This is a genomic window from Rhizobium aethiopicum (assembly GCF_900094625.1).
In the GTDB taxonomy this organism is placed as follows: domain Bacteria; phylum Pseudomonadota; class Alphaproteobacteria; order Rhizobiales; family Rhizobiaceae; genus Rhizobium; species Rhizobium aethiopicum.
The window spans coordinates 18,537-40,156 of record NZ_FMAJ01000028.1; the positions used below are offsets into that span (position 1 = coordinate 18,537).

A 21,620-nucleotide genomic window follows, 5' to 3' on the forward strand; every position below is an offset into this window, starting at 1 on the left:
CTAGCTCCGTGCAAAAGGTTTGAACCAGCCAAGACCGTCCAGTGTGTGGCTACGCGGGATATATTCGCAGCCGATGAAGCCGCCGTAACCCAGGTGGTCTATTTCGCCGAACAGATAGGGATAGTTCAGCTCCTCCCCATCCGGCTCGTTGCGTGACGGCACGCTGGCGACCTGGATATGGCCGGTGATCGGCAGCAGGCGCCGCAAGGCCATGACGACGTCGCCATGGATGATCTGCCGGTGATAGATGTCGAACTGGAGTTTCAGGTTCGGCAGGCCGCATTCGGCAATCAGCCGCTCGGCTGCGTTGAAGTCGTTGAGGAAATATCCCGGCATGTTTCGCCCGTTGATCGGCTCGAGCAGGAGATCGATGCCCTTTTCCGCAAGCCGCTCGGCCGTATAGGTGACGGAGCGCCGATAACGGGAGTAGGAGTCGTCGTGGCGGTCGGCGATGCCTGCCATCAGGTGCAGCCGTCCGACCCCCGTGGCTGCCGCGTAGTCCAGTGCCTTGTCGACATCTGCCTTCAGCGCATCGAACCGTCCGGGAACGGCGGCAATGCCACGCTCGCCCGCTGCCCAGTCGCCCGGCGGCAGGTTGAACAAGGCCTGCTGCAGATTGTTGCGGGCGAGCCGTTCGGCGATGGCTTCCGGTGAGGCTTCGTAGGGAAAGAGGTATTCGACGGCCGCAAAGCCGGCATCGGCTGCGGCGTCGAAACGGTCGAGGAATGCCCATTCGTTGAACATCATCGTCAGGTTGGCGGCGAAAACCGGCATGTCTAGCGTTCCTTTTACAGGCTCTGCGCTTTTTTGTTGGAACCGGGCAATTCAGCGCCGGAAAGTTTGGAATAGAGCCGCGCGAGCGAGGAGTCGTCGTCCCGGCCCATGCCGGCGCCTGCGGCGGCCAGATACATCTGCAGGGCCGCTGCCGCGAGCGGTGCCGGATATCGTTCGGAGCGCGCCATATCCTGGACGATACCGAGATCTTTGACGAAAATCTCGATGCTGCTGAGCGGCGTATAATCTCCGGCCAGCACATGCGGCACGCGGTTTTCGAACATCCACGAATTGCCGGCCGAAGCGGTGATCACCTCATAGACCCTGTCGAGGTCGAGGCCCTGCTTGGCGGCAAAGGTGATGGCCTCGCAGGCTGCGGCGATGTGCACGCCGGCGAGAAGCTGGTTGATCATCTTGAAGGCAGCGCCCGTTCCGGCGGCGTCGCCAAGTTCGTAGACTTTGCCGGCCATGGCGTCGAGACCCGGGCGCGCCCTGTCGAATGCCCGGCTGGAGCCGGATGCCATGATCGTCAGTTCGCCGAGCGCCGCCTTGGCTGCACCCCCCGAAATCGGCGCGTCGAGATAATGCAGACCGAGAGCCTCTACTCTTTGCGCCAGATTGCGTGCGACGGCGGGATCCATGGTTGCCGACGAGATGAACACGGCGCCTGCCTTCATCGTGCTCGCAACGCCTTCAGGGCCGAACAGAACCGCCTCGGTCTGCGCCCCGTTGACGACGACGGAGACGACGATGTCGGCATCCTTTGCCGCGCCGGCCGGGGTCGCAGCACCCCGTCCGCCCTCGGTGATGAAGCGGTCAATCGCCGCCGGCGTGATGTCATATCCAACGACATCGAGCCCTGCGCGCTTCATCGACCGGGCCATCCCGAGCCCCATTGAACCAAGGCCGATGACGGCCGCAATGACGGTGGAGTTTTCGGCAAGAGGTGTCATGGGAGTTTCTCCAGTCCTGAAAGAGCCATGCCCTGAGATCTGCAGCGAGGGTTTGGCAGCGCTGCCATTTTCCTACTCCCTTTTGGCAGCGCTGCCAACTGCGGATTGGCAGCGCTGCCAAAAAAATCTTGCTTCTCGCTGGAAGTGATGAAAAATTGACGTCGCAGTGAGGCGGCCCAAGAATGCTTCGCGCGCCTAAAGGCTTCCAGATGCCGGGTTCGAAATTGACGATGGAATTCAAACATCAGGCGACGGTGACCCTCGCAGAGGTCGCGGAAGCGGCCGGCGTCGGCGAGAGCACGGTGTCGCGCGTGCTGCGCAACCACGGTTCGTTTTCCGGCAGAACGCGGGAGCGGGTGATGGCTGCCGTCCAGCGGCTGGGTTATGTCCCGAATCGGATCGCCGGAACACTTGCCTCCACGGGTTCACGCCTTGTCGCTTTCGTCATTCCCTCGCTGTCCAACATCGTATTTTCCGACGTGCTGCGTGGAGCGAGCGCGGTTCTGGAGGAAAACCGCTATCAGGCGGTCTTTTCGGTGACGGACTATGATCCGGGCAAGGAGGAGGCGCTCGCAACCGCAATGCTTGCCTGGCGGCCGGCGGCAGTAATGCTGGCGGGGTATGAGCACACCGACGGCACCACGAAGATGTTGCGCGCCAGCGGATGTCGGGTTGTGGAACTGCTCGATCTTGACGGCGATGCCCTGGATATCGCCGTCGGTTTCTCGAACCGCGCCGCCGGGCGGGAGAGCGCTGCCTTCCTGCTCAGGCGGGGCTACCGGCGGATCGGCTATGTCGGCCACGACCTCAACCGCGATACCCGCGCCGGCAAGCGTTTTTCGAGTTTCTGCGACACTCTCGACGCTAACGGAACTCCGCTCATCGCTCGTGAAATCCTGGCGGACGCTTCTTCAGTGGAAAACGGCAAGCAGGGGCTGGAGCGGCTGCTGGCACGAGCGACCGACCTCGATGCGGTCTATTTCTCCAACGACGACATGGCGCTCGGCGGTTATTTTCACTGCCTCGCCCGAGGAATCGCCATCCCTTCGCAGCTCGCCATCTTCGGCTACAACGGCCTCGATATCGGACGGGCAATACCGCAACCCCTGTCGACGATCCGGACGCCGCGCGTGGCGACGGGACAGACAGCCGCGCAACTGGTCGTCGCCAACGCGCCGCCGCAAGCCATCGATCTCGGTTTCGAACTGATCGAAGGGGCAACTGCGTAACTTTGGAGGAACTGCCATGTCCGACGACCGCCTGCGTGAGGAAATCTGCCGATACGGCCGCTCGCTCTTCGAGCGCGGACTGACGCCCGGTTCGTCCGGCAACATATCGTTGCGGCTGGAGGACGGCGGCTGGCTGGTCACGCCGACCAACGCCTCTCTCGGCTTTCTCGACCCGGCACGGATATCCAGGCTTGACGCCGAGGGGCGGCTGCTGGCCGGCGACAAGCCTACCAAGGAAATTCCGCTTCACACCGCCCTCTACGACACACGCGGCAGTGCCCGCGCCATCGTTCATCTTCACTCGACACATGCGGTGGCGCTCACCATGCTGCCGGAGATCGATCCGCGTGCCGCCCTGCCGCCGATGACGCCATATTATCTCATGCGCGCTGGCGAAACCGCTTTGGTGCCCTATTATCGTCCCGGCGATCCGGCGGTCGCCGACGCGATCCGAGGGCTGGCCGGCAGATATTCGTCGGTGCTTCTGGCCAATCATGGACCCGTTGTCGCAGGTGACAGCTTAGAGGCGGCGGTCTTCGCGACCGAGGAACTGGAGGAAACGGCAAAGCTCTATCTGCTGTTGCGCAACCTCAATCCCCGTTTCCTCAGCCCGGCTCAGGTGGCCGACCTCGTCAATAGCTTCGGCCTCGATCTTCCCTCGCATCATGACCACGAGCACGATTGAGCCGATCACCGGCGTGCCGGGGCGCAGAGTTCGAACGTATGATGCTATCCGGGGCTGCGGGCGCGCGCAACCTTCTGCCAAACCCCGCTTCCGATACGATAGATTCTGCTTTCGATCCGGCCATTTCAGTCAAGCCGTGAGTGAGGCGGTGCCTATGATTGTGAACACGTCCCCGGTTCCAATCATTCAAGGATATGCAGATGACGACGTTCCGTCCTAAATATATCACCTTCGATTGCTACGGCACGCTGACCAATTTCCAGATGGCGGAAGCGGCACGCGATCTCTACGGCGACCAGCTCGACGAGCCGCGAATGGCGGAGTTCGTCAAGAATTTCGCCGCCTATCGTCTCGACGAGATCATGGGCGCCTGGAAACCATACGCCGAGGTCGTGCACAACTCGCTGGAGCGGACATGCAAGCGCAACGGCGTGACATTTCGCGACGAAGCAGCGCAAACGGTTTACGAGCGTGTGCCGACCTGGGGGCCGCATCGCGACGTACCCGAGGGCCTTGCCAAAGTTGCCAAGGAAATTCCTTTGGTTATCCTGTCCAACGCCATGAACGCCCAGATCATGTCGAATGTCGAAAAGCTCGGCGCTCCGTTCCACGCGGTCTATACCGCTCAGCAGGCTAATGCTTACAAGCCGCGTTTCCAGGCTTTCGAATACATGTTCGACATGCTCGGCTGCGGGCCGGAGGACGTGCTGCATTGCTCGTCCTCTTTCCGCTACGATCTGATGTCTGCCCATGATCTCGGCATCAAGAACAAGGTGTGGGTCAATCGCGGTCACGAGCCGGCCAATCCCTTTTACGGGTATGTCGAAATTCGCGATATCTCCGGCTTGCCTGGCGTGGTCGGCCTCTGACGGAGACAAGCGGATGCAGTTCCAATCCTACTGGCACGACACTGCCCACCCGTTTGCCGATGCGACACAAGGTCCGGTCGAAGGCCATTACGACGTTGCCATCATCGGCGCCGGCTTTACCGGGCTTGCCGCGGCGCGCCAGCTTGCAAAAGCCGGCGTCAAGGTCGTCCTGCTGGAAGCCGAACGCGTGGGCTGGGGAGCGTCGGGACGCAATGGCGGCCATCTCAACAACGGCCTTGCCCACAGCTTCCTGTCCGCCAAGTCAGCGCTCGGCGCGGAGCGGGCCATCGCGCTCTATCGGGCCTTCGATGAGTCCATCGACACGATCGAGACGATCGTCGCCGAGGAGGGGATCGACTGCAATTTCCGGCGGGCCGGAAAGCTGAAGCTTGCCTCCAAACCCCAGCATTTCGATGCCATTGCCCGCAATTTCGAGGCCGTGCACAGAGAGGTCGATCCGGAGACGGCGCTCCTTTCGGCGGATGACTTGAAGAGTGAGGTCGGCTCGCCTTTCCATGGCGCCATGCTCTCGAAGAAAAGCGCGATGATGCATATGGGGCGCTATGTCGCCGGGCTCGCCGCCGCGGCGGTCCGTTACGGCGCAGTCATTTTCGAACAGGCTGCCGTGACCGCCCACAGGCAAGGCAACGGCCGCCACAGCCTGGAGACCGGACGGGGCACCATCACCGCCGACCATGTGCTCGTCGCGACAGGCGCCTACACCCCGTCGCTCTTCGGCTATTTCCGCCGCCGGATCATTTCCGTCGGCAGCTTCCTGCTCGCCACCCGTCCGCTGAGCGACGCCGAAGTCGCCGCGACGATGCCCGGCAACCGGACCTGCGTCACCTCGATGAACATCGGCAATTATTTCCGGCTGTCGCCGGACAACCGGCTGATCTTCGGCGGTCGCGCACGCTTTTCCGCCACCTCGGACCAGCAGTCGGATGCAAAGAGCGGTGACATTCTGCGCGCCGGACTGGCTGAAATCTTCCCGCAGCTTGCCGGCGTCGAGATCAACTATTGCTGGGGCGGGCTCGTCGATATGACGAAAGACCGTTATCCCCGTGCGGGTTATGTCGATGGCGTTTGGTACGCCATGGGTTATTCCGGCCACGGCGCCCAGCTCTCCACCCATCTCGGCATGATCATGGCGGATGCCATCATGGGCAAGGTAGATCGCAATCCGGTAAAAGGGCTCGAGTGGCCCGCCGTTCCCGGCCATTTCGGCAAGCCGTGGTTCCTGCCGGTCGTTGGGCTCTACTACAAGACACTTGATCGCTTCATGTAAGCGCGGCGTGACGAGGGCGGTTGAGCCGTTCGCGGGCCTGCGTCGCAAAACGGTGCAGCAGCGCGAGACAGCCACAAATAAGCTTGGTTTAGAAAGGGCGCCGTAATGATCTTCCGAGCGCCCTTTCTTTGTTGTCGGTCAGGACAGCCCGCCGATGTGGAAACTCTTCATTTCCAGATATTCCTCAATGCCGCATTGTGCGCCCTCACGCCCGAGGCCCGATTGTTTGACGCCGCCGAACGGGGCGACCTCGGTCGAAATCGCGCCCGTGTTCAGGCCGAGCATGCCGAATTCGAGCGCTTCGCCGACGCGCCACGACCGTTTCAGGCTCTCCGTGTAGAAATAGGCTGCAAGGCCGAAGGGGGTGGAATTCGCGATGCGGATCGCCTCCTCCTCTGTGTCGAACCGGAACAGCGGCGCAACGGGTCCGAATGTCTCTTCAGTGGCAAGCTGCATGTCTGTCGTCGCGCCCCCCAGCACGATCGGCGCCGCATATTGATCGCCCGCAGGCATGGAACCGGCAGTGGCGAGGATCTTGGCTCCCTTTTCTACCGCATCCTCCACGTGACGATTGATCTTTTCGATCGCAGCCTTGTTGATCATCGGGCCGATATCCGTGCCTGCCTCGGTGCCGGCCCCGACCTTCATGGCCGAGACACGTGCGCCAAGCTTCGCGGCAAAGGCATCATAAACGCCGGACTGGACAAGAAGGCGGTTGGCGCAGACGCAGGTCTGCCCGCCGTTGCGGAATTTCGATGCGATCGCGCCTTCCACGGCAAGATCGAGATCAGCATCGTCGAAAACGATGAACGGTGCGTTGCCGCCCAGTTCGAGACTGAGCCGCTTGACGCTGTCGGCCGCCCCGCGCATCAGCAGCGAACCGACGCGGGTCGAGCCTGTGAAAGAGATCTTGCGGACAGTCTGGTTCGTCATCAGTTCGTCGCCGATTGCGGTCGGCATGCCGGTGACGATGTTGATCACGCCCTTTGGAATGCCGGCGCGCTCCGCCAGTACGGCGAGCGCCAGCGCCGAAAAGGGGGTCAGGTCGGATGGCTTGATGACGACCGTGCAACCTGCCGCAAGCGCCGGCCCCACCTTGCGGGTGATCATCGCATTGGGAAAGTTCCACGGCGTGATGATCGCCGATACGCCGACGGGCTCCCTCAGAACGACGATGCGCCGGTCCGGCGTCGGCGAGGGAATGGTCGTTCCGCCGATGCGGCGCGCTTCCTCGGAAAACCATTTGATGAATGAGGCGCCGTAGCGGATTTCGCCGAGCGCTTCCGTGAGCGGCTTGCCCTGTTCCATGGTCAGGATCAGCGCCAGGTCCTCGATATTGTCGAGCATCAGATCGTGCCAGGCCTCGAGCAGGGCGGCGCGCTCGGCATGGGTCTTTGCCCGCCAAGGGCCAAAAGCCTTTTCTGCCGCCATGATAGCGGCCTGTGTGTCGGCTCCGTCCATGTCGGGCACGGAACCCAGCACATGCTGCGTCGCCGGATCGATCACCTCTATGGTGCGCCCCGCTGCGGCCCCGCACCATTCTCCGTCGATGAGCCCTTGCTGGCGCAGCAGGCTTTGATCCCTTAATCCGTTCATCTTATCCCCTTTCATCAGAGCGCCCTCCACAATTGGGGGCGCGAAGTCGCGGCGCAATTTGGTGCGACGTGCTCTAGTCGAGTGCCGAAAGCACCGATGCTGTGATCGCGTCGGTCTTGTCCTTGCCCGGGATAGCGCCGATGCCACGCGCCGTCGTCGCCTCGATGGCAGCCATTACCCTTCCGGCGGCGGCCGCTTCGCCGAGATGTTCGAGCATCATTGCGCCCGACCAGATGGCGGCGATCGGATTGGCAATTCCGAGATCAGCGATATCGGGCGCGGAGCCGTGGACTGGCTCGAACATGGACGGCGCCGAACGATCGGGATTGATGTTGGCGGATGCCGCAAAGCCGAGCCCGCCCTGGATGGCGGCGCCCAGGTCCGTCAGAATGTCGCCGAACAGGTTGGATGCGACCACGACATCAAGGCTATCAGGCGCCATCACCATGCGGGCGGCCATGGCGTCGATATGGTAGCTGGTGACCTCGACGTCCGGATATTCCGCAGAGAGCCTCTGAGTGATCTCGTCCCAGAAGGCCATCGAATATTTCTGCGCGTTGGACTTCGTCACCGAGGCGAGTTTGCCGCGCCGCGCCCGTGCCTGCTCGAAGCCGAAACGCAGGATGCGTTCGACCCCTTTGCGGGTGAAGATCGAAGTTTCCACAGCCACCTCGCTGTCGGTGCCCTGATGGACGCGGCCGCCGGCGCCGGAATATTCGCCCTCGGTGTTTTCGCGGATGCAGAGGATGTCGAATCCCTCCGACCGCAGCGGCCCCTGCACGCCCGGCAGCAGCCGGTGCGGGCGAATATTGGCATATTGCACGAAAGCCTTGCGGATGGGCAGCAGCAGCCCATGCAGCGACACGGAATCCGGCACCTTGCTGGGCCAGCCGACTGCCCCGAGCAGGATGGCGTCGAAGGACCTCAGCGTCTCGATCCCATCGGCGGGCATCATGCTGCCATTCTCGAGATAATAGTCGCAGGACCAGGGGTAACGGGTTGCCCGAAGAGAAAACCCGCTCGATCTCGCGGTCTTTTCGAGCACGGCCCAGGCTGCGTCGGTCACGTCGCGGCCGATGCCGTCTCCCGGCAGAAGGGCAATCTTGTAGGTCGTCATCTGAGCTCCTTAAAGGCTGATGAGCACGCTCTTGCTCTTGCGGTTGGCGTGATAGGCTTCGCGGCCGAGATCCTTGCCGATGCCGGATTGCTTGTAGCCGCCGGTCGGCAGGATATGGTCGCGCGAGCGGCCGTATCGGTTGACCCAGACGGTGCCGGCCTGCAGGCGGCGGGTGAGGCGGATGGCGCGGGAGAGATCGCGGGTGAAGAGGCCGGCGGCAAGCCCGTAGGAGGGATGGTCGGCCAGCCCTAGCGCCTCCTCCTCCTCCTCGAATGTCTGGATGGTCAGAACCGGTCCAAAGATCTCATCGAGAACCGCGGGAGATGATGCCGTCACGCCGGAAATCAGCGTCGGTGCGTAGAAATAACCTTCACGGTCGAGGCGGCCGCCACCGGTGAGGCACTCGGCCCCGCCGTCGATCGTGGCACGGATGATCCCGTCCATCCGAGCAATCTGACGTTCGGAGATGACGGGTGAATAATCGGTCGTTTCCTCCCAGGTGGGGCCGGGGCGGATAGCTGCCAGTCTGGCGATCAGTGCGGCTGCGAGCGCATCCGCTATTTTCGCCTCGACGATGAGGCGGGAGCCGCATACGCAGGCCTGGCCCGCATTGGATAAAATGCTGCCGGCGATTGCGTCTGCCGCAAGGTCGAGATCGGCATCGGCGAAGACCAGCTGCGGGCTCTTGCCACCGAGCTCCAGCGTCATCGGCTTCACCCCCGTACGGGCAATATTGGTCATGATCGCCGCTCCGGCTGCGGTCGAGCCGGTGAAGCTGACTTTGGAAATTCCCGGATGTCCGGTGATAGCGGTTCCGGTGGTGGGACCGTCACCAAGGACGACGTTGACGAGACCGGCCGGCAGGCCGGCCCGCACCGAGAGCTCGGCAAGATAGAGTGTCGAAAACGGCGTCATCTCCGATGGCTTCAACACCACCGCATTGCCCGCTGCCAGCGCCGGGCCAAGCTTCCAACCTGCCATCGACAAGGGAAAATTCCAGGGGGTAATGGCACCGACGACGCCATAGGGCTCCGTCACGATCATGCCGAAAGTCGCGTCGTCGGTCGGGACGAGATCGCCGCCTTCCTTATCCGCGAATTCGGCAAAGAAGCGGATTTGCTCGGCGGTAACGGCGATGTCGCCGGCGACGAGATGGCCGACGGGTCGGGTTGAGGAGAGCGACTCAAGCCTGGCGAGAGTCTCCGCCTCGGCTTCGATCAGGTCCGCCCAGCGCTGCAGCGCCGTGGTGCGTTCACGCGGCCGCACGCCGCCCCAATTGCTCCTGTCTAACGCCTCCCTTGCCGTGTCAACGGCCTGATCGACAAGGGCAGCGTCGGCAAGCGGGCAGCCCGCATAGGGCTTGCCGTCGGACGGCCGATACATGTCGATGACGGCTTGGGCCGGCATCAGCCGGCCGCCGATGAAGTGTCCCAGCGGCAGGGAAATCGTGTTCGGATCGAAGCTGAGTGTCATTGCGTGTCCTTGGCATGAGCTGACGTAAGCCTAGCTTGGGAACACGAGCAGCATGCTTCGACCGGGAATGCTGCGGCGGATAAAAATTGCGTTTTCCGCGCCGACGCCAGTCAAATATACGGCTGGCGCCGGGCCGCCTCACCGTCACGTCACGGTCACGTAGATCTTGCGAACCGTCTCGATCGTCTTCCAGACGCCGGTAAAGCCAGGCTTCATGACGAAACTGTCGCCGGCCTTGTAGATCACCGGTTCTCCTCCGTCCGGCGTGAGTTCGACCAGGCCGGAAAGAATATGGCAGAACTCGAATGTCTCGCCCTTGATCGAACGCGTCTCACCGGGCGTTGCTTCCCATACGCCGGTATGAACCGTCTCAGCGCAAGCGACATCCTGCGCCCAGGTCTTGAAGGTGGGATTGCCCGCGATCAGGCGCTCGGGAAGGGGGCCGGATTCGCGCGGCGTCTGCGATGGGTTGGCGTCGATTGTCTTGAGCAGGGACATGGATTTCCTTTCCGAGGTGCAGATGGTGGTTGAGAGAGGATCAATAGCCGCGGCTGCGATCGACCAGTCCGATCGGATCGAGGCCCGCCTGGTGCCGTTTGATGTTGCCGATTACCGCCGCCGCCGCGGTTTCGGCTTGGGTGACGCTCGCAATGTGCGGCGTCAGCAGTATTTTGGGATGGTTCCAGAAGGCGTGGCCCGATGGCAGCGGCTCCGGTTCGGTGACATCGACGACGGCGCCGGAAAGATGCCCGGTGTCGAGCGCGCCGACGAGGGCTTCATGATCCAGCTGGGCGCCGCGACCGGCGTGAACGAGCGCAGCCCCGACGGGAAGCCTGGAGAAAAGCTCGGCATTGAGGAAGCCGCGCGTTTCCACCGTCAGCGGCAGCATGCAGACCAGAATGTCGCTGGTTTCAAGCAGGGCTTGCAGCCCTTCCCCTCCGCTGAGGCACCGAACACGGTCGATCGCGCGCGGAGTGCGGCTCCAACCGGACAGCGGAAAGCCGAAGGGACGCAAACTCTCAAGCACTGCACTTCCCAGCATGCCGAGCCCTAGCACGCCGATGCGGCGCTCTGCGGCCTGAACGGCTGGAATCGGCTGCCAGATCCCGCGCCGCTGCTGGTCGAGATAGGCCGGCAGATGACGATGGAGTGCGAGGACGGCGAGCGTCGCATACTCCTGCATCATTCTAACAATGCCGTCCTCGACCATGCGCACCACTTTGACCTGGGCGGGCACGACATCGATGCGGAACTGATCGATGCCGGCGCCGATCGAAAACAGGATTTCGAGATTGCGATAGCGCGCGAGATCATCCGGCACGGTCCAGGTGATCAGGTAGCGCACGGCGTCCGGTTCGACCGAGGCCGGATCCATGGCGAAGGCTATGCCGGGCAGTTCGCGCGCGAAGGCCTCGGCGAATATGGCGCCGCGCTTCGCATCGGAATTGAAGAGAAAGGTCATTGCATCGGCTCCTTGATCGGACTGTCAGACGGTGCAATGTCCGGCGAGTGCCTCGATCATCGACTGGCATGCCTGGATTTCGCTCGCGAGGATGAATTCGTCCGGCCGATGAGCACGGGCGATATCGCCCGGCCCGCAGATGATCGCATCAACGCCGGCTCGCTGGAAAAGGCCAGCCTCGGTGCCGTAGCTGACGGCGGCGAGCGGCTCGATACCTGTGAGTTCGCCGAGTAAGCGGGCAAGCGGCGCATCGGCAGCAAGCGACAGCGCCGGATAGGCGCTGAGTTCGCGCCACTCCGACCCGAAGCCGCGCTGTGCTAGCGCCTCGGCCACGGCGCGCAGCGGCGTCAGTAGCGCGGCCGGATCAATTCCGGAAATGGCTCTGGCTTCGAACTCGGCCTCGCAGCTATCGGGAATGATGTTGACGGCCTGGCCGCCCTTCAACGTGCCGACCTGAAGCGAGGAATACGGCGGTTCGAATACGTGCTCGAACGGGCCTTGCGTCAGCCGTCCGGCTTCGGCGCTGGCGCAAGCCAATATCTCCGCCATGGCATGGATGGCATTTAGTCCCTGGTCCGGGCGGGAGGAGTGGCCGGACCGGCCCCTGATCGTCAGCCGGGCGGCGGCCTTGCCCTTGTGGGCGCGGATCGCCCGCATGCCGCTCGGTTCGCCGATGATCGCGCCGAGCGGATGTGCACAGAGCTCAGGCAGGCGCGCGATCATGTGCGGGACGCCGCGGCAGCCTGCCTCCTCATCATAGGAAAAGGCGAGATGGATGGGCCGGCGGAGCCGTGTCGCCGCGAGTGCCGGAACGGCGGCAAGAACGACGGCGAGAAAACCCTTCATATCGGTCGTTCCGCGGCCGTAGAGGCGGTCCTTTTCGGCGCGCAGGCAGAACGGATCGCTACTCCACCCGCCTTCGGCGGCGGGGACCACGTCCATATGGCCGGAGAGGATATAGCCCGGCGTCTCCTTTGGGCCGATGGTGGCGAAGAGGTTCGACCGGTCGCCCTCGGGGCCGGCAATCTCCGCGGTGGCAATGCCGTGAAGTTGCAGGTACTGCCGTATCCACCCGACGATCTCGTGGTTCGGCGTGCCGACGACGGAGGGAAAGCCGATGAGCCTTTCGAGGATTTCAATTGCCTGCATGAGCGTCCTCACGGCGCGGGATGTCGAGTCGCCGGGCACGGTGTGCCGCCGGCGCTACCGGTCTGGTCGAAGACTGTAGAGACCCGCCCAGGCTTTATTTGCTGAAACTGCAGCGGATTTGAACGATTGTTGTGTTTGCACCGGCTTCGCCAGTGAATTGTATCGCGCGATTCGTCCTAATCTCGACGAAGGAGTATCCGGGGCAGCTTTCCCTAGGGGCTGGCCGGACGATGCGGCAGGAGGGCAGGAGTGAGTGCACTGACATCCGAATCCAGGTTGGTCGATAGTTTCGAGACCCGCATTGTCGAGATCGACAGCATCGACCTCGATAAGCTGCATGCGCTTTCGATGTCGGTGGCTTGGCCGCATCGCCGCGAAGACTGGCAGTTCCTGCGCGAATTCGGGCAGGGCATCGCAGCAATCGATGAAATCGGCCGCATCCTGGGCTCTGCGATGTGGTTTCCCTATGATCGCCGGTTTGCCACGATCGGTATGGTCATCACTTCGCCGCGCCTGCAGGCCAATGGCGCCGGACAATGGCTGATGGGCCACGCACTCAACCAGGTGGCCGGAAGAAATCTTGGGCTGAACGCGACGAGGGCGGCGCGGCGCCTTTATCTGTCGTTGGATTTTGTCCGTGAGGCGCCCGTCTTTCAATGCCAGGGCGAAGCAATATCGCCGCCGGATGTGGAATTGCCGGCCGGTGCCATGGTGCGGCCCGTGGAAGCGGGAGATCTGCAGGCGATCGCGGAACTCGATAGCCTGGCCTTCGGCACGGATCGGACGCCGCTTTTGGCTCGGCTCATGCCACATTCCAAGGGCGTCGTGCTTGTCCGCGCCGGCCGGATCGAGGCCTTCTCGCTTTGCCGAAGGTTCGGGCGCGGCCATGTCGTCGGCCCGGTAGTGGCGCGCAGTGAAGCAGATGCGATCGCTGTCGTCCATCCGCATGTGCTTGAGCATGCGGGATCATTCCTGCGCCTCGACACACGCGAGAAAGCCGGGATGTTTGCCGATTTTCTCTCCCGCTGCGGCCTTGCTATTTACGACTTCGTGACGACCATGTCGTTGGGCGACCCTTGGCTCCCGGTTCTGGGCCGCGACGCGGGGCATCAGCCGAAAACATATGCGCTCGTGAGCCAGGCGCTCGGTTGACTCCGAATTAAACGCCAGGACAGATGGGGATCGCGGCCAAAGCCTTGATACGTTCGACTTCGGGTCGGAACGAACGATATTGCCATAGGCCTTCCTCGGTTTCTCGCCGATATACGGTCTCCAGCCAGAACACCGTGTCGTCGATCGGCAGGACGGGATGCCAGGCATACCACTCCGACCAGATCCTTCTTGGTTGCTCGTTACCCATCATCGCCCCTCTCCCATTTCTGAAGCGGTCCGCTCCGCTCATATTCTGGAGGAGAGAATTATACGATGAAAATATTCTTTCACGAAGATCGTTTTGCGCCACTCGAAGGCGTCCCGTCGTCAGCCGGCAATCCGCCGTTCGAGGCCCTATCATCACTGGGAGCTCGCACCAACGGGTCAGATGCTCAGCTGATCGAGCGCAGCCCGAGATAGGCAGCCAGGCTGACGACAGAAAGGGCGATGGTCAGCCGGGGTCTGACATCGTCGAACATGGCTGCCAGTAAAAGGCAGAGCGTCAGGATCACCGATTTGGCCCAGAGATTCTGATCGGAGATGGTGAAGGCGACTGTCGCCAGAAAGACCGCGCTTGCAACGATCGTCACGGGAGCGGATTTCTCCGCGAAATCGCCGCCGGAAAAATAAGGCAGAAGAAAACGCCGCATGCTCAGGCCTGAAGCGACGCTCAGAAGAAGGCAGGTCAAGACTAGGTGAAGCATGTGGTCGGCGCCGGTCGCTCTACAGATAAGCACGTAGATGCAATCGCCATGCCAGCCGCAAAACGCTTGTCGTGGAGACGACGCAGCCGTTTGTATGGCTATTTCGGCGGCGTCTCGATCCTTTTTTCGGCAATCACTTGGCTGTGAGGGCCTGCAGATGGCGTCGATATGTGTGGGCCTCCACTCCGCGCACCGCCCGATTCCGGCCCTTCCGCCGGCACTGAAACCCGCTTGAGCTCGAGCGATGATTTGCATATAGAGAACAATGACTCGCTTTAATTCTGGAAAAGAGATTTTCATTGGACCTTTCGTCGATCGAGATTTTCCTCGCCGTTGCCAGTGATCGCAGCGTTACGAAGGCCGCCAAGGCCGTCGGGCGGGTGCCGTCGAATGTGACGACGCGCATCCAGCAGTTGGAGGAGGACCTTGGCGCTTGCCTGTTCAGCCGTGATGGCAAGAAGATGACGCTGACACGGGAGGGCGAAACCTTTCTCGCCTATGCCAACCGGCTTATGGCGCTTGCGCTCGAAGCGCGCCAGGCCGTGCGGCCTCTCGCCCCATCAGGAACATTGCGGGTGGGCACGATGGAGAGCACGGCGGCAAGCCGGCTGCCGGCGCCGTTGACGCAATTCAACCAGATGTGGCCCGATGTGTCGCTGCATCTGACGATGGGCGCGTCGCGCGATCTCGCCCGCGATGTTCTGGCAGATGTGCTGGATTGCGCGCTGATTGCCCGCCCGCCGAAGACGATGCGCGAGGAGGATTTGGATTTCGATGCCGAACTCAAGGCGCTGGAGATGGAGACGGTCTTCGTCGAAGATCTGTTGATCGTGCTGCCATCCGGGCATCCCGCCATCAAATCCGCTGCCGACCTGCGCGTCGGATCGCTCGCGGCTTTAGAACCTGGCTGCACCTATCGCCGGATTGCCGAAAACTGGGCGCGCACTTCGAGTTCCCTACCGACAACCGAGCACGGTTCCTATCATGCGATCCTGGCGAGCGTTGCGACCGGGAATACGGCAGGTGTGATGCCAAGGTCCGTTCTCGATCTCATGCACTGGCCGACTGCCGTCCAGACTCATCAGCTCGGCCCGGTTGAGACGCTGCTGGTCTACCGTAAGGACGATTGCCCCAGCGCCTTCAGTGCCTTCCATGAAGTGCTTGGCGCAACCAAAGGCAGAGATGTCAGGTTGGCGGCGAACTAGCTCCTGCGTCTCCTCGTTCACCCCGAGATAATCCTCACTTTATTGGTCTTCGCATGCAGTTTCCCGTTTCACCGAAGGTCGGGCCGAGCCGTTTTCGCCGCTTTCGCCTGTTTTCGCCAATCCTGGCCGGCGCGACGTTAAGAGAACGATTGATCGCTTGTTTCGGCGCGTTGCTGGGCATCGGTCTCACCGGTGTCATCAGCGGCCATCTGTTCGGGCAGGGGCCGCATCTTCCGCTGATCGTCGCGCCGATGGGGGCGTCGGCGGTGCTGCTTTTCGCGGTGCCGGCAAGCCCGTTGGCGCAGCCATGGGCGATCATCGGCGGCAACACAATTTCCGCCATGATGGGCATTATTGCCGCATATTTCATACGTGATCCGATCATCGCGACGGGTGTCGGCGTTTCGCTGGCCATCGGCGCAATGTCCTTCACGCGATGTCTTCATCCGCCGGGAGGGGCTGCGGCACTGACCGCCGTGCTCGGCGGCCCCGTCGTTGCCGGCTGGGGGTTCCTCTTTCCCTTCGTGCCGGTCGCTTTGAACTCCTGCATTCTCGTCGGGCTTGGGCTGCTGTTCCACAAGCTTTCGAGGCGGAATTATCCGCACGTCGTTCCGAAGCCGGCGGAGAACACCCATCAGACGATCGATCCGCCATCTGCCGCGCGGGTCGGCTTTCGCGAGGAGGATGTCGATGCGGCCCTCGAAGCGCTCGACGAGACCTTCGATATCGATCGGGCAGACCTGGGGCGATTGCTGCAGCAGGTCGAACTGCAGGCGGTTATCCGTTCAAAAGGCAAGATAAGCTGCGCCGATATCATGTCGCGTGACGTGATCTCCATCGGCGAGACGTCGGAGCCGGACGCCGCTCGACATCTTCTTTTGAAGCATAACATCCGCACCTTGCCTGTGAAGGATCCGGAAGGCCGCCTGGTCGGCACTGTCGGCTTGCGTGAATTGTCTGCGGGCGGCGATACGATTTCCCATGCGATCGCCAGACCGGTCGTGGCGAGAGCTTCCGACGCGGCTCTGTCGCTGCTGCCTGTTCTGACGGACGGACGCACCCATGCCGTCATCATCGTCGACGACGATAACCGTATCCTCGGGCTGATATCGCAGACGGACCTGTTGAGCGCCGTGGCGCGGCTGCTGCCGAGCGACGGCGACACGATCGTGGCTGTGGCGTGAGCGAGCGGAGCCCTCGGATAGCCGCAGATTCTTCGCCGTTAGCTCCGAAAGCCAATGTGTGATCGCTGAATGTCGACCTTTTGCGACATGATCTCGGCTATGACCTGAAACGGATGCGGGATGCGATCGTCATCGATTTCCTTGACCTGCGATCGGCAGGAATATCCTGTCGCCATCAGGATATCGGCGTCGCCCGCCGCGTCAAGCTCCGGCTTCCAGCTCATCGCGTAGAGGCGTTCGGAGATCAGGCGGTTGCGGGCCTCGTGCCCGAAGGTGCCCGCCATGCCGCAACAGCCCGTTTGCGCCACTTGAAGGTCAATGCCAAGGCTTTCGAACACTTTTTGCCATTGTGCGACGGAGGCCGGCGCGTTGGTGCGTTCGGTGCAATGAGCCAACAATCGGAATTTGCTGCCCTTAACGACAGAAGGCGAAGCGGCAAGTCGGTCGAGATTGGCGGTAAGCCATTCCTGTGGCAGAAGGACTGTCGCCTGCAGCACTCCCTTATATTCGCTGCGGAAGGCGAGCGTCATCGACGGATCGAGCCCGACGAGAACCATACCGGCGTCATCGAGCCGCTGAAGATAACCTGCGGTCAGCTCGGCTGCAGCCGCGAAGCGTCCGAGATAGCCGTGAACATGCAGGGCTTTGCCATTGATATGGGAGGCTGCGAGAAAAGGTGAGAGTCCCAATTTCCTGGCAAGAGCGATCGCTGCGAGTGCGACGTCAGGATCGAAGTGGGCTGTGAAGCTATCGGCGACGAAGACGACGCTCCGCTGCCTTTCACCCGGCGATAGCGCTTCGATGGTCTGAGCGGTCGCAAGCGGCACCCCGAGGCGGGCGGCTTCCTTTGCCAGTGAGATTTGCGGCAGACGCGGTAGTGAGGTCAGCCCCACCATGCGCATCAACCTCCTGCCGACGCGCGTGCCGACGACCATGTTGTAGGCAGGGCGGATGCGCCGGACGAGCGGCAGGGTCGTCTCGATCGCCGCGACCAGCGGGTCCTTCAGCGGACGGAGATAGCGTCCGTAGTAGAGTTCCAGGAATTTCGAGCGGAAAGCCGGCACGCTGACCTTGACCGGACATTGTCCGGCGCAGGCCTTGCAGGCGAGGCAGGTGTCCATCGCCGCACGCACCTCGTGGGAGAAATCGTTGCGGTTTCCCGGGTTCAGCGAATTGAAGGCGCGTCTTGCGAGGCTGGCGAGCGGAGCGGTTCGCCGCAGGCGCGTCGCCTCATCGCGGGGATCGATACCGTGTTCAGCAAGCAGCCTCAACCATTCCCGCATCAGCGCGGCACGGCCCTTGGGCGAAAACCGCCGGTCGCGTGTCGCCTTGTAAGAGGGGCACATCGGGGTCGTTTCGTCGAAATCGAAACAAGCGCCATTGCCGTTGCAATAGGCGGCATTGTCGAAGGCGGAGCGGATCTCGTTGCCGATGACGCGGTCGGTGTCTCCCCGCAACGGGACATCGTCGATCTTCGTGAGCGGCTCGGCGGAAGGCGTTGCGATCTTACCCGGATTGAGCCGGTTCTCAGGGTCGAAAGCCCGCTTGATCTCCTGCAGGCTGGGGTAAAGATCGCCGAAAAATTCAGGCACATATTCCGAACGCACCCCCTTGCCGTGCTCTCCCCAGAGCACGCCGCCATATTTGCGGGTGAGCGCCACGACGGCGTCGCTAATCTCCCGAACCAGCCGGACATGAGCGTCGCAGGTGAGGTCAAGGGCAGGCCGCACGTGTAGCACGCCGGCATCGACATGGCCGAACATGCCGTAGGAAAGGCCCGCGCCATCGAGGAGCGCGCGGAATTCGCGGATATAGGCCGCCAGATTTTCCGGCGGCACGGCGGTATCCTCGACAAAGGCGACGGGCCTGACCGGCCCCTCCACATTTCCGAGCAGGCCAACGGCACGCTTGCGCATCGACCAGATTGCCTCAACCTCGCCATGGCCTCGAGCAATCGTGTAACCGGCATGGCAGGCATTTGCGCCCGTGTCGAGAGCAGCGGTCACCGCCGACAGCTTGCGTTCCAGCTCCTCCTCGTCGTCGGCGAGGACTTCGACGATATTGATGCCATCGGTCACCCTGTCCGGTTCATCCGGAAAAAAGCGGGCGATGCCGGTCCAGACGATGTCGCGTCTAGCAAGATCGAGTACTTTCTCATCGATGGTTTCCACCGAGGCGACCTTCAGCGCCACGAGATTGCGGGCGTCCTCCAGGGCGGTATTGAAATCGCCGTAGCGGATATTGATCAGCGCCGCATGAGCGGGGATCGGCAGAAGATTAAGTTCGGCTTCGGCGATCAAAGCCAGCGTTCCCTCCGATCCACAGAGAACGGCGTTGAGGTCGAAGCGTCCGTCGTCGCGCCTGACATGGGCGAGGTCGTAGCCGGTCATATAGCGGTTGAGTTTCGGGAAGACCTCAGTGATCCGGTCCCGCTTTTCGCGTGTGATCCGCTCCACCGTCCTGTGGATCTCGCCGACGCGGTCCTTACCTGCGACGATCTCATCGAGCGCTTCCGCATCGAGCGGGCGCGACCAAAAATCGGAGCCGTCCGCAAGGACGATGCGCAATCCGAGAACATGGTTGCTGGTCTTGCCGTAGAGGCAGGAACCCTGGCCACAGGCGTCGGTGGAGATCATGCCGCCGATCGTGGCGCGGTTGGAGGTGGAGAGTTCGGGCGCGAAAAAGAGACGGTAAGGTTTCAGCGCCTGGTTCAACTGATCCTTGACGACACCCGCCTGGACGCGCGCGACCCTGCGGACAGGATCGATTTCGAGAATGGACCTCATGTGCCGCGAACAATCCACCACGACGCCAGATGTCAGCGATTGCCCGTTGGTGCCGGTGCCGCCGCCGCGCGGTGCAATACGTATTCCGCGGAAGGTGGGTTCTGCCAGCACGGACGCCAGGAGCTGCAGATCTTCCACGCCTCGCGGAAAGACGATGCCCGTTGGCTCGAGCTGGTAAATGGAATTGTCGGTCGAAAATACGGTTCGGCTCGCCGCGCCGGTCTCGATATCGCCGGCGAATCCCGCCTCGATGAGCCGCTCGAAAAGCCCCCCGGCGGGAAGGAGGATGGAAACCTTCGGCTGGAGGCGTGGAATCATCTCGATACCTTCAATGCACTTGAGCTTTGTCACTAGCGCATCGGCCGGGAAATCGGAATCGATTTTCGGAACTACATGAGCGGCGAGCCTATACCGCTCACGCAAACGTCGCCGTCAGCAAGGCTGTATCATATGCCGGCTGCCATGCTATCGGGTCGGCGCGATCACTGAGCGGTCGGCGGGCTTTCATTCATCGCGAAGAGGCCGCGGGCGGCTTGGACCATCGACTGCAGATGATTGGGATCGCACACGCCCTGCCGGTAGAGCTCGATAATGATGCTCGCCATTCGTTCGGCTTCGTCGCTGTCTCTTGCCACTGCGTGATCGGTGCTGAGCTTGTCGAAGACACGCTGGCAGGTTTCGAGATCGCGGGAGTCCAGCGGCACCTGCGATCGGCTTAGGATCGTTTGAACCATCTTCATTCCCTCGGAAAAGGCCCGCCCGGGGCGGGCGAGCCTGCGACCCTGTCTTAAAAGTCCATACCGGGGCTGGCTGGCATCGCGGGAGGAGCATCCTTCTTCGGCTTCTCGGCGATCATGGCTTCCGTCGTCACCAGAAGGCCTGCAATGGAGGACGCGTCCTGCAGCGCGGTGCGAACGACCTTGGCGGGATCGATAACGCCCTGCGCGTAGAGATCGCCGAATTCGCCGGTCTGAGCGTTCCAGCCATAGGAGAATTCGCTCTTCTCACGCAGCTTGCCGACGACGACCGAGCCTTCCGCGCCGGCATTTTCGGCAATCTGGCGAGCCGGGGCCTCGAGCGCACGGCGGACGATTTCGACGCCGACCCGCTGGTCGTCATTGGCGGCCTTGACTTTGTCGAGCGCCTTGACCGCGCGCAGCAGCGCCACGCCGCCGCCCGGCAGTATGCCTTCCTCGACCGCCGCGCGCGTTGCATGCAGCGCGTCGTCGACGCGATCCTTCTTTTCCTTCACCTCGACCTCCGTCGAGCCGCCGACGCGGATGACGGCAACGCCGCCGGCGAGCTTGGCGAGACGTTCCTGCAGCTTCTCGCGGTCGTAGTCAGAGGTGGTTTCTTCGATCTGCGCCTTGATCTGGGCGATGCGGCCTGAAATCTCCTCCTTCGAACCGACGCCGTCGATAATGGTCGTGTTTTCCTTCTCGACTGTCACCTTCTTTGCCCGGCCGAGCATGTTGAGCGTCACATTCTCGAGCTTGATGCCGAGATCTTCGGAGATGACGGTGCCGGCGGTCAGGATGGCGATGTCTTCAAGCATGGCCTTGCGGCGGTCGCCGAAGCCAGGCGCCTTGACGGCAGCGATCTTCAAGCCGCCGCGCAGCTTGTTGACGACAAGCGTAGCAAGAGCTTCGCCTTCGACGTCTTCAGCGATGATGAGAAGCGGCTTGCCGGACTGAACCACAGCTTCGAGGATCGGCAGCATCGACTGCAGGTTCGACAACTTCTTCTCATGAATGAGGATATAGGGATCCTCGAACTCGACCCGCATCTTGTCGGAATTGGTGACGAAGTAGGGGCTGAGATAACCGCGGTCGAACTGCATGCCTTCGACGACTTCGAGTTCGGTTTCGGCGGTCTTGGCTTCCTCCACGGTGATGACGCCGTCATTGCCGACCTTTTCCATGGCTTCCGCCAGGAAGCGACCGATTTCGGGATCACCATTGGCGGAAATGGTGCCGACCTGGGCGATTTCGGAA

Annotated in this window: 20 protein-coding genes; 7 read left to right on the forward strand and 13 right to left on the reverse strand. The window is 62.2% G+C overall.

Annotated elements, in window-relative coordinates; genetic code table 11:
- On the reverse strand, positions 1-774 hold the full coding sequence (otnI, locus tag GA0061105_RS29740; RefSeq protein WP_092754749.1) for a 2-oxo-tetronate isomerase: 774 nt from the start codon (positions 772-774) through the stop codon (positions 1-3).
- A gap of 14 nt (positions 775-788) precedes the next feature.
- Positions 789-1,727, reverse strand: a complete 939-nt coding sequence (gene ltnD / locus GA0061105_RS29745) for an L-threonate dehydrogenase (protein WP_092754752.1) — start codon at positions 1,725-1,727, stop codon at positions 789-791.
- 230 nt (positions 1,728-1,957) lie between these two features.
- Here ltnD and GA0061105_RS29750 point away from each other — a divergent pair, with 230 nt between their 5' ends.
- The 4 genes from GA0061105_RS29750 to GA0061105_RS29765 all read left to right on the forward strand — a co-directional run bounded on the left by GA0061105_RS29750 (position 1,958) and on the right by GA0061105_RS29765 (position 5,798).
- A complete protein-coding gene (locus GA0061105_RS29750) occupies positions 1,958-2,956 on the forward strand; it encodes a LacI family DNA-binding transcriptional regulator (protein WP_092754790.1) in 999 nt (332 codons plus the stop codon).
- Between the two features lie 16 nt (positions 2,957-2,972).
- Positions 2,973-3,641 (forward strand): 3-oxo-tetronate 4-phosphate decarboxylase, encoded by a 669-nt coding sequence (otnC, locus tag GA0061105_RS29755; protein ID WP_092754755.1) that lies wholly within the window; start codon positions 2,973-2,975, stop codon positions 3,639-3,641.
- A 200-nt stretch (positions 3,642-3,841) separates the two neighbouring features.
- Positions 3,842-4,510 (forward strand): haloacid dehalogenase type II, encoded by a 669-nt coding sequence (locus tag GA0061105_RS29760; protein WP_092754793.1) that lies wholly within the window; start codon positions 3,842-3,844, stop codon positions 4,508-4,510.
- A gap of 13 nt (positions 4,511-4,523) precedes the next feature.
- Complete coding sequence (locus GA0061105_RS29765) at positions 4,524-5,798, forward strand: NAD(P)/FAD-dependent oxidoreductase (protein WP_092754758.1); 1,275 nt, start codon at positions 4,524-4,526, stop codon at positions 5,796-5,798.
- Positions 5,799-5,936: 138 nt separating this feature from the next.
- Here GA0061105_RS29765 and GA0061105_RS29770 read toward each other — a convergent pair whose 3' ends face one another.
- The 6 genes from GA0061105_RS29770 to argE form a co-directional block, all read right to left on the reverse strand.
- Positions 5,937-7,394: an NAD-dependent succinate-semialdehyde dehydrogenase gene (locus tag GA0061105_RS29770; RefSeq protein ID WP_092754796.1), complete on the reverse strand. Its 1,458-nt coding sequence runs from the start codon at positions 7,392-7,394 to the stop codon at positions 5,937-5,939.
- Positions 7,395-7,467: 73 nt separating this feature from the next.
- Positions 7,468-8,511, reverse strand: coding sequence for a tartrate dehydrogenase (locus tag GA0061105_RS29775; protein ID WP_092754761.1), 1,044 nt, complete (start codon positions 8,509-8,511; stop codon positions 7,468-7,470).
- Between the two features lie 9 nt (positions 8,512-8,520).
- Positions 8,521-9,984, reverse strand: coding sequence for an aldehyde dehydrogenase family protein (locus tag GA0061105_RS29780; RefSeq protein ID WP_092754764.1), 1,464 nt, complete (start codon positions 9,982-9,984; stop codon positions 8,521-8,523).
- Positions 9,985-10,128: 144 nt separating this feature from the next.
- On the reverse strand, positions 10,129-10,482 hold the full coding sequence (locus tag GA0061105_RS29785) for a cupin domain-containing protein (RefSeq protein ID WP_092754767.1): 354 nt from the start codon (positions 10,480-10,482) through the stop codon (positions 10,129-10,131).
- Positions 10,483-10,522: 40 nt separating this feature from the next.
- Entirely contained in the window at positions 10,523-11,446 is a 924-nt protein-coding gene (locus GA0061105_RS29790; RefSeq protein ID WP_064693133.1) for a 2-hydroxyacid dehydrogenase, read from the reverse strand.
- Between the two features lie 24 nt (positions 11,447-11,470).
- Entirely contained in the window at positions 11,471-12,595 is a 1,125-nt protein-coding gene (argE, locus tag GA0061105_RS29795; protein ID WP_092754770.1) for an acetylornithine deacetylase, read from the reverse strand.
- 249 nt (positions 12,596-12,844) lie between these two features.
- On the opposite strand from argE, the gene GA0061105_RS29800 reads away from it, so the two are divergent.
- On the forward strand, positions 12,845-13,747 hold the full coding sequence (locus GA0061105_RS29800) for a GNAT family N-acetyltransferase (protein WP_092754773.1): 903 nt from the start codon (positions 12,845-12,847) through the stop codon (positions 13,745-13,747).
- Between the two features lie 7 nt (positions 13,748-13,754).
- On the opposite strand, the gene GA0061105_RS29805 is transcribed toward GA0061105_RS29800, so the two are convergent.
- Together GA0061105_RS29805 and GA0061105_RS29810 are read right to left on the reverse strand one after the other, a co-directional pair.
- Positions 13,755-13,958, reverse strand: coding sequence for a hypothetical protein (locus GA0061105_RS29805; RefSeq protein ID WP_167358598.1), 204 nt, complete (start codon positions 13,956-13,958; stop codon positions 13,755-13,757).
- A gap of 181 nt (positions 13,959-14,139) precedes the next feature.
- On the reverse strand, positions 14,140-14,451 hold the full coding sequence (locus GA0061105_RS29810) for a hypothetical protein (RefSeq protein ID WP_064693130.1): 312 nt from the start codon (positions 14,449-14,451) through the stop codon (positions 14,140-14,142).
- A 299-nt stretch (positions 14,452-14,750) separates the two neighbouring features.
- Between GA0061105_RS29810 and GA0061105_RS29815 the strand changes: the two genes are divergently transcribed.
- On the forward strand, positions 14,751-15,656 hold the full coding sequence (locus GA0061105_RS29815) for a LysR substrate-binding domain-containing protein (RefSeq protein WP_092754776.1): 906 nt from the start codon (positions 14,751-14,753) through the stop codon (positions 15,654-15,656).
- 53 nt (positions 15,657-15,709) lie between these two features.
- A complete protein-coding gene (locus tag GA0061105_RS29820; protein ID WP_092754779.1) occupies positions 15,710-16,840 on the forward strand; it encodes an HPP family protein in 1,131 nt (376 codons plus the stop codon).
- Between the two features lie 38 nt (positions 16,841-16,878).
- Here the strand turns inward: GA0061105_RS29820 and ydiJ are convergent, their stop codons facing one another.
- From ydiJ to groL, 3 genes are all read right to left on the reverse strand, one after another.
- A complete protein-coding gene (gene ydiJ / locus GA0061105_RS29825; protein ID WP_092754801.1) occupies positions 16,879-19,944 on the reverse strand; it encodes a D-2-hydroxyglutarate dehydrogenase YdiJ in 3,066 nt (1,021 codons plus the stop codon).
- 164 nt (positions 19,945-20,108) lie between these two features.
- Positions 20,109-20,360, reverse strand: coding sequence for a hypothetical protein (locus tag GA0061105_RS29830; RefSeq protein ID WP_092754804.1), 252 nt, complete (start codon positions 20,358-20,360; stop codon positions 20,109-20,111).
- A 53-nt stretch (positions 20,361-20,413) separates the two neighbouring features.
- On the reverse strand, positions 20,414-21,620 hold a 1,207-nt coding region (groL, locus tag GA0061105_RS29835), incomplete at its 5' end, for a chaperonin GroEL (RefSeq protein WP_092754782.1).

What these genes read in the sequence shown, in the direction of transcription:
- otnI (WP_092754749.1), bottom strand. Translation starts at nt 774, where the DNA reads ATGCCGGTTTTCGCCGCCAACCTGACGATGATGTTCAACGAATGGGCA.
- ltnD (WP_092754752.1), bottom strand. Translation starts at nt 1,727, where the DNA reads ATGACACCTCTTGCCGAAAACTCCACCGTCATTGCGGCCGTCATCGGC.
- GA0061105_RS29750 (WP_092754790.1), top strand. Translation starts at nt 1,958, where the DNA reads ATGGAATTCAAACATCAGGCGACGGTGACCCTCGCAGAGGTCGCGGAA.
- otnC (WP_092754755.1), top strand. Translation starts at nt 2,973, where the DNA reads ATGTCCGACGACCGCCTGCGTGAGGAAATCTGCCGATACGGCCGCTCG.
- GA0061105_RS29760 (WP_092754793.1), top strand. Translation starts at nt 3,842, where the DNA reads ATGACGACGTTCCGTCCTAAATATATCACCTTCGATTGCTACGGCACG.
- GA0061105_RS29765 (WP_092754758.1), top strand. Translation starts at nt 4,524, where the DNA reads ATGCAGTTCCAATCCTACTGGCACGACACTGCCCACCCGTTTGCCGAT.
- GA0061105_RS29770 (WP_092754796.1), bottom strand. Translation starts at nt 7,394, where the DNA reads ATGAACGGATTAAGGGATCAAAGCCTGCTGCGCCAGCAAGGGCTCATC.
- GA0061105_RS29775 (WP_092754761.1), bottom strand. Translation starts at nt 8,511, where the DNA reads ATGACGACCTACAAGATTGCCCTTCTGCCGGGAGACGGCATCGGCCGC.
- GA0061105_RS29780 (WP_092754764.1), bottom strand. Translation starts at nt 9,984, where the DNA reads ATGACACTCAGCTTCGATCCGAACACGATTTCCCTGCCGCTGGGACAC.
- GA0061105_RS29785 (WP_092754767.1), bottom strand. Translation starts at nt 10,482, where the DNA reads ATGTCCCTGCTCAAGACAATCGACGCCAACCCATCGCAGACGCCGCGC.
- GA0061105_RS29790 (WP_064693133.1), bottom strand. Translation starts at nt 11,446, where the DNA reads ATGACCTTTCTCTTCAATTCCGATGCGAAGCGCGGCGCCATATTCGCC.
- argE (WP_092754770.1), bottom strand. Translation starts at nt 12,595, where the DNA reads ATGCAGGCAATTGAAATCCTCGAAAGGCTCATCGGCTTTCCCTCCGTC.
- GA0061105_RS29805 (WP_167358598.1), bottom strand. Translation starts at nt 13,958, where the DNA reads ATGATGGGTAACGAGCAACCAAGAAGGATCTGGTCGGAGTGGTATGCC.
- GA0061105_RS29810 (WP_064693130.1), bottom strand. Translation starts at nt 14,451, where the DNA reads ATGCTTCACCTAGTCTTGACCTGCCTTCTTCTGAGCGTCGCTTCAGGC.
- GA0061105_RS29820 (WP_092754779.1), top strand. Translation starts at nt 15,710, where the DNA reads ATGCAGTTTCCCGTTTCACCGAAGGTCGGGCCGAGCCGTTTTCGCCGC.
- ydiJ (WP_092754801.1), bottom strand. Translation starts at nt 19,944, where the DNA reads ATGATTCCACGCCTCCAGCCGAAGGTTTCCATCCTCCTTCCCGCCGGG.
- GA0061105_RS29830 (WP_092754804.1), bottom strand. Translation starts at nt 20,360, where the DNA reads ATGGTTCAAACGATCCTAAGCCGATCGCAGGTGCCGCTGGACTCCCGC.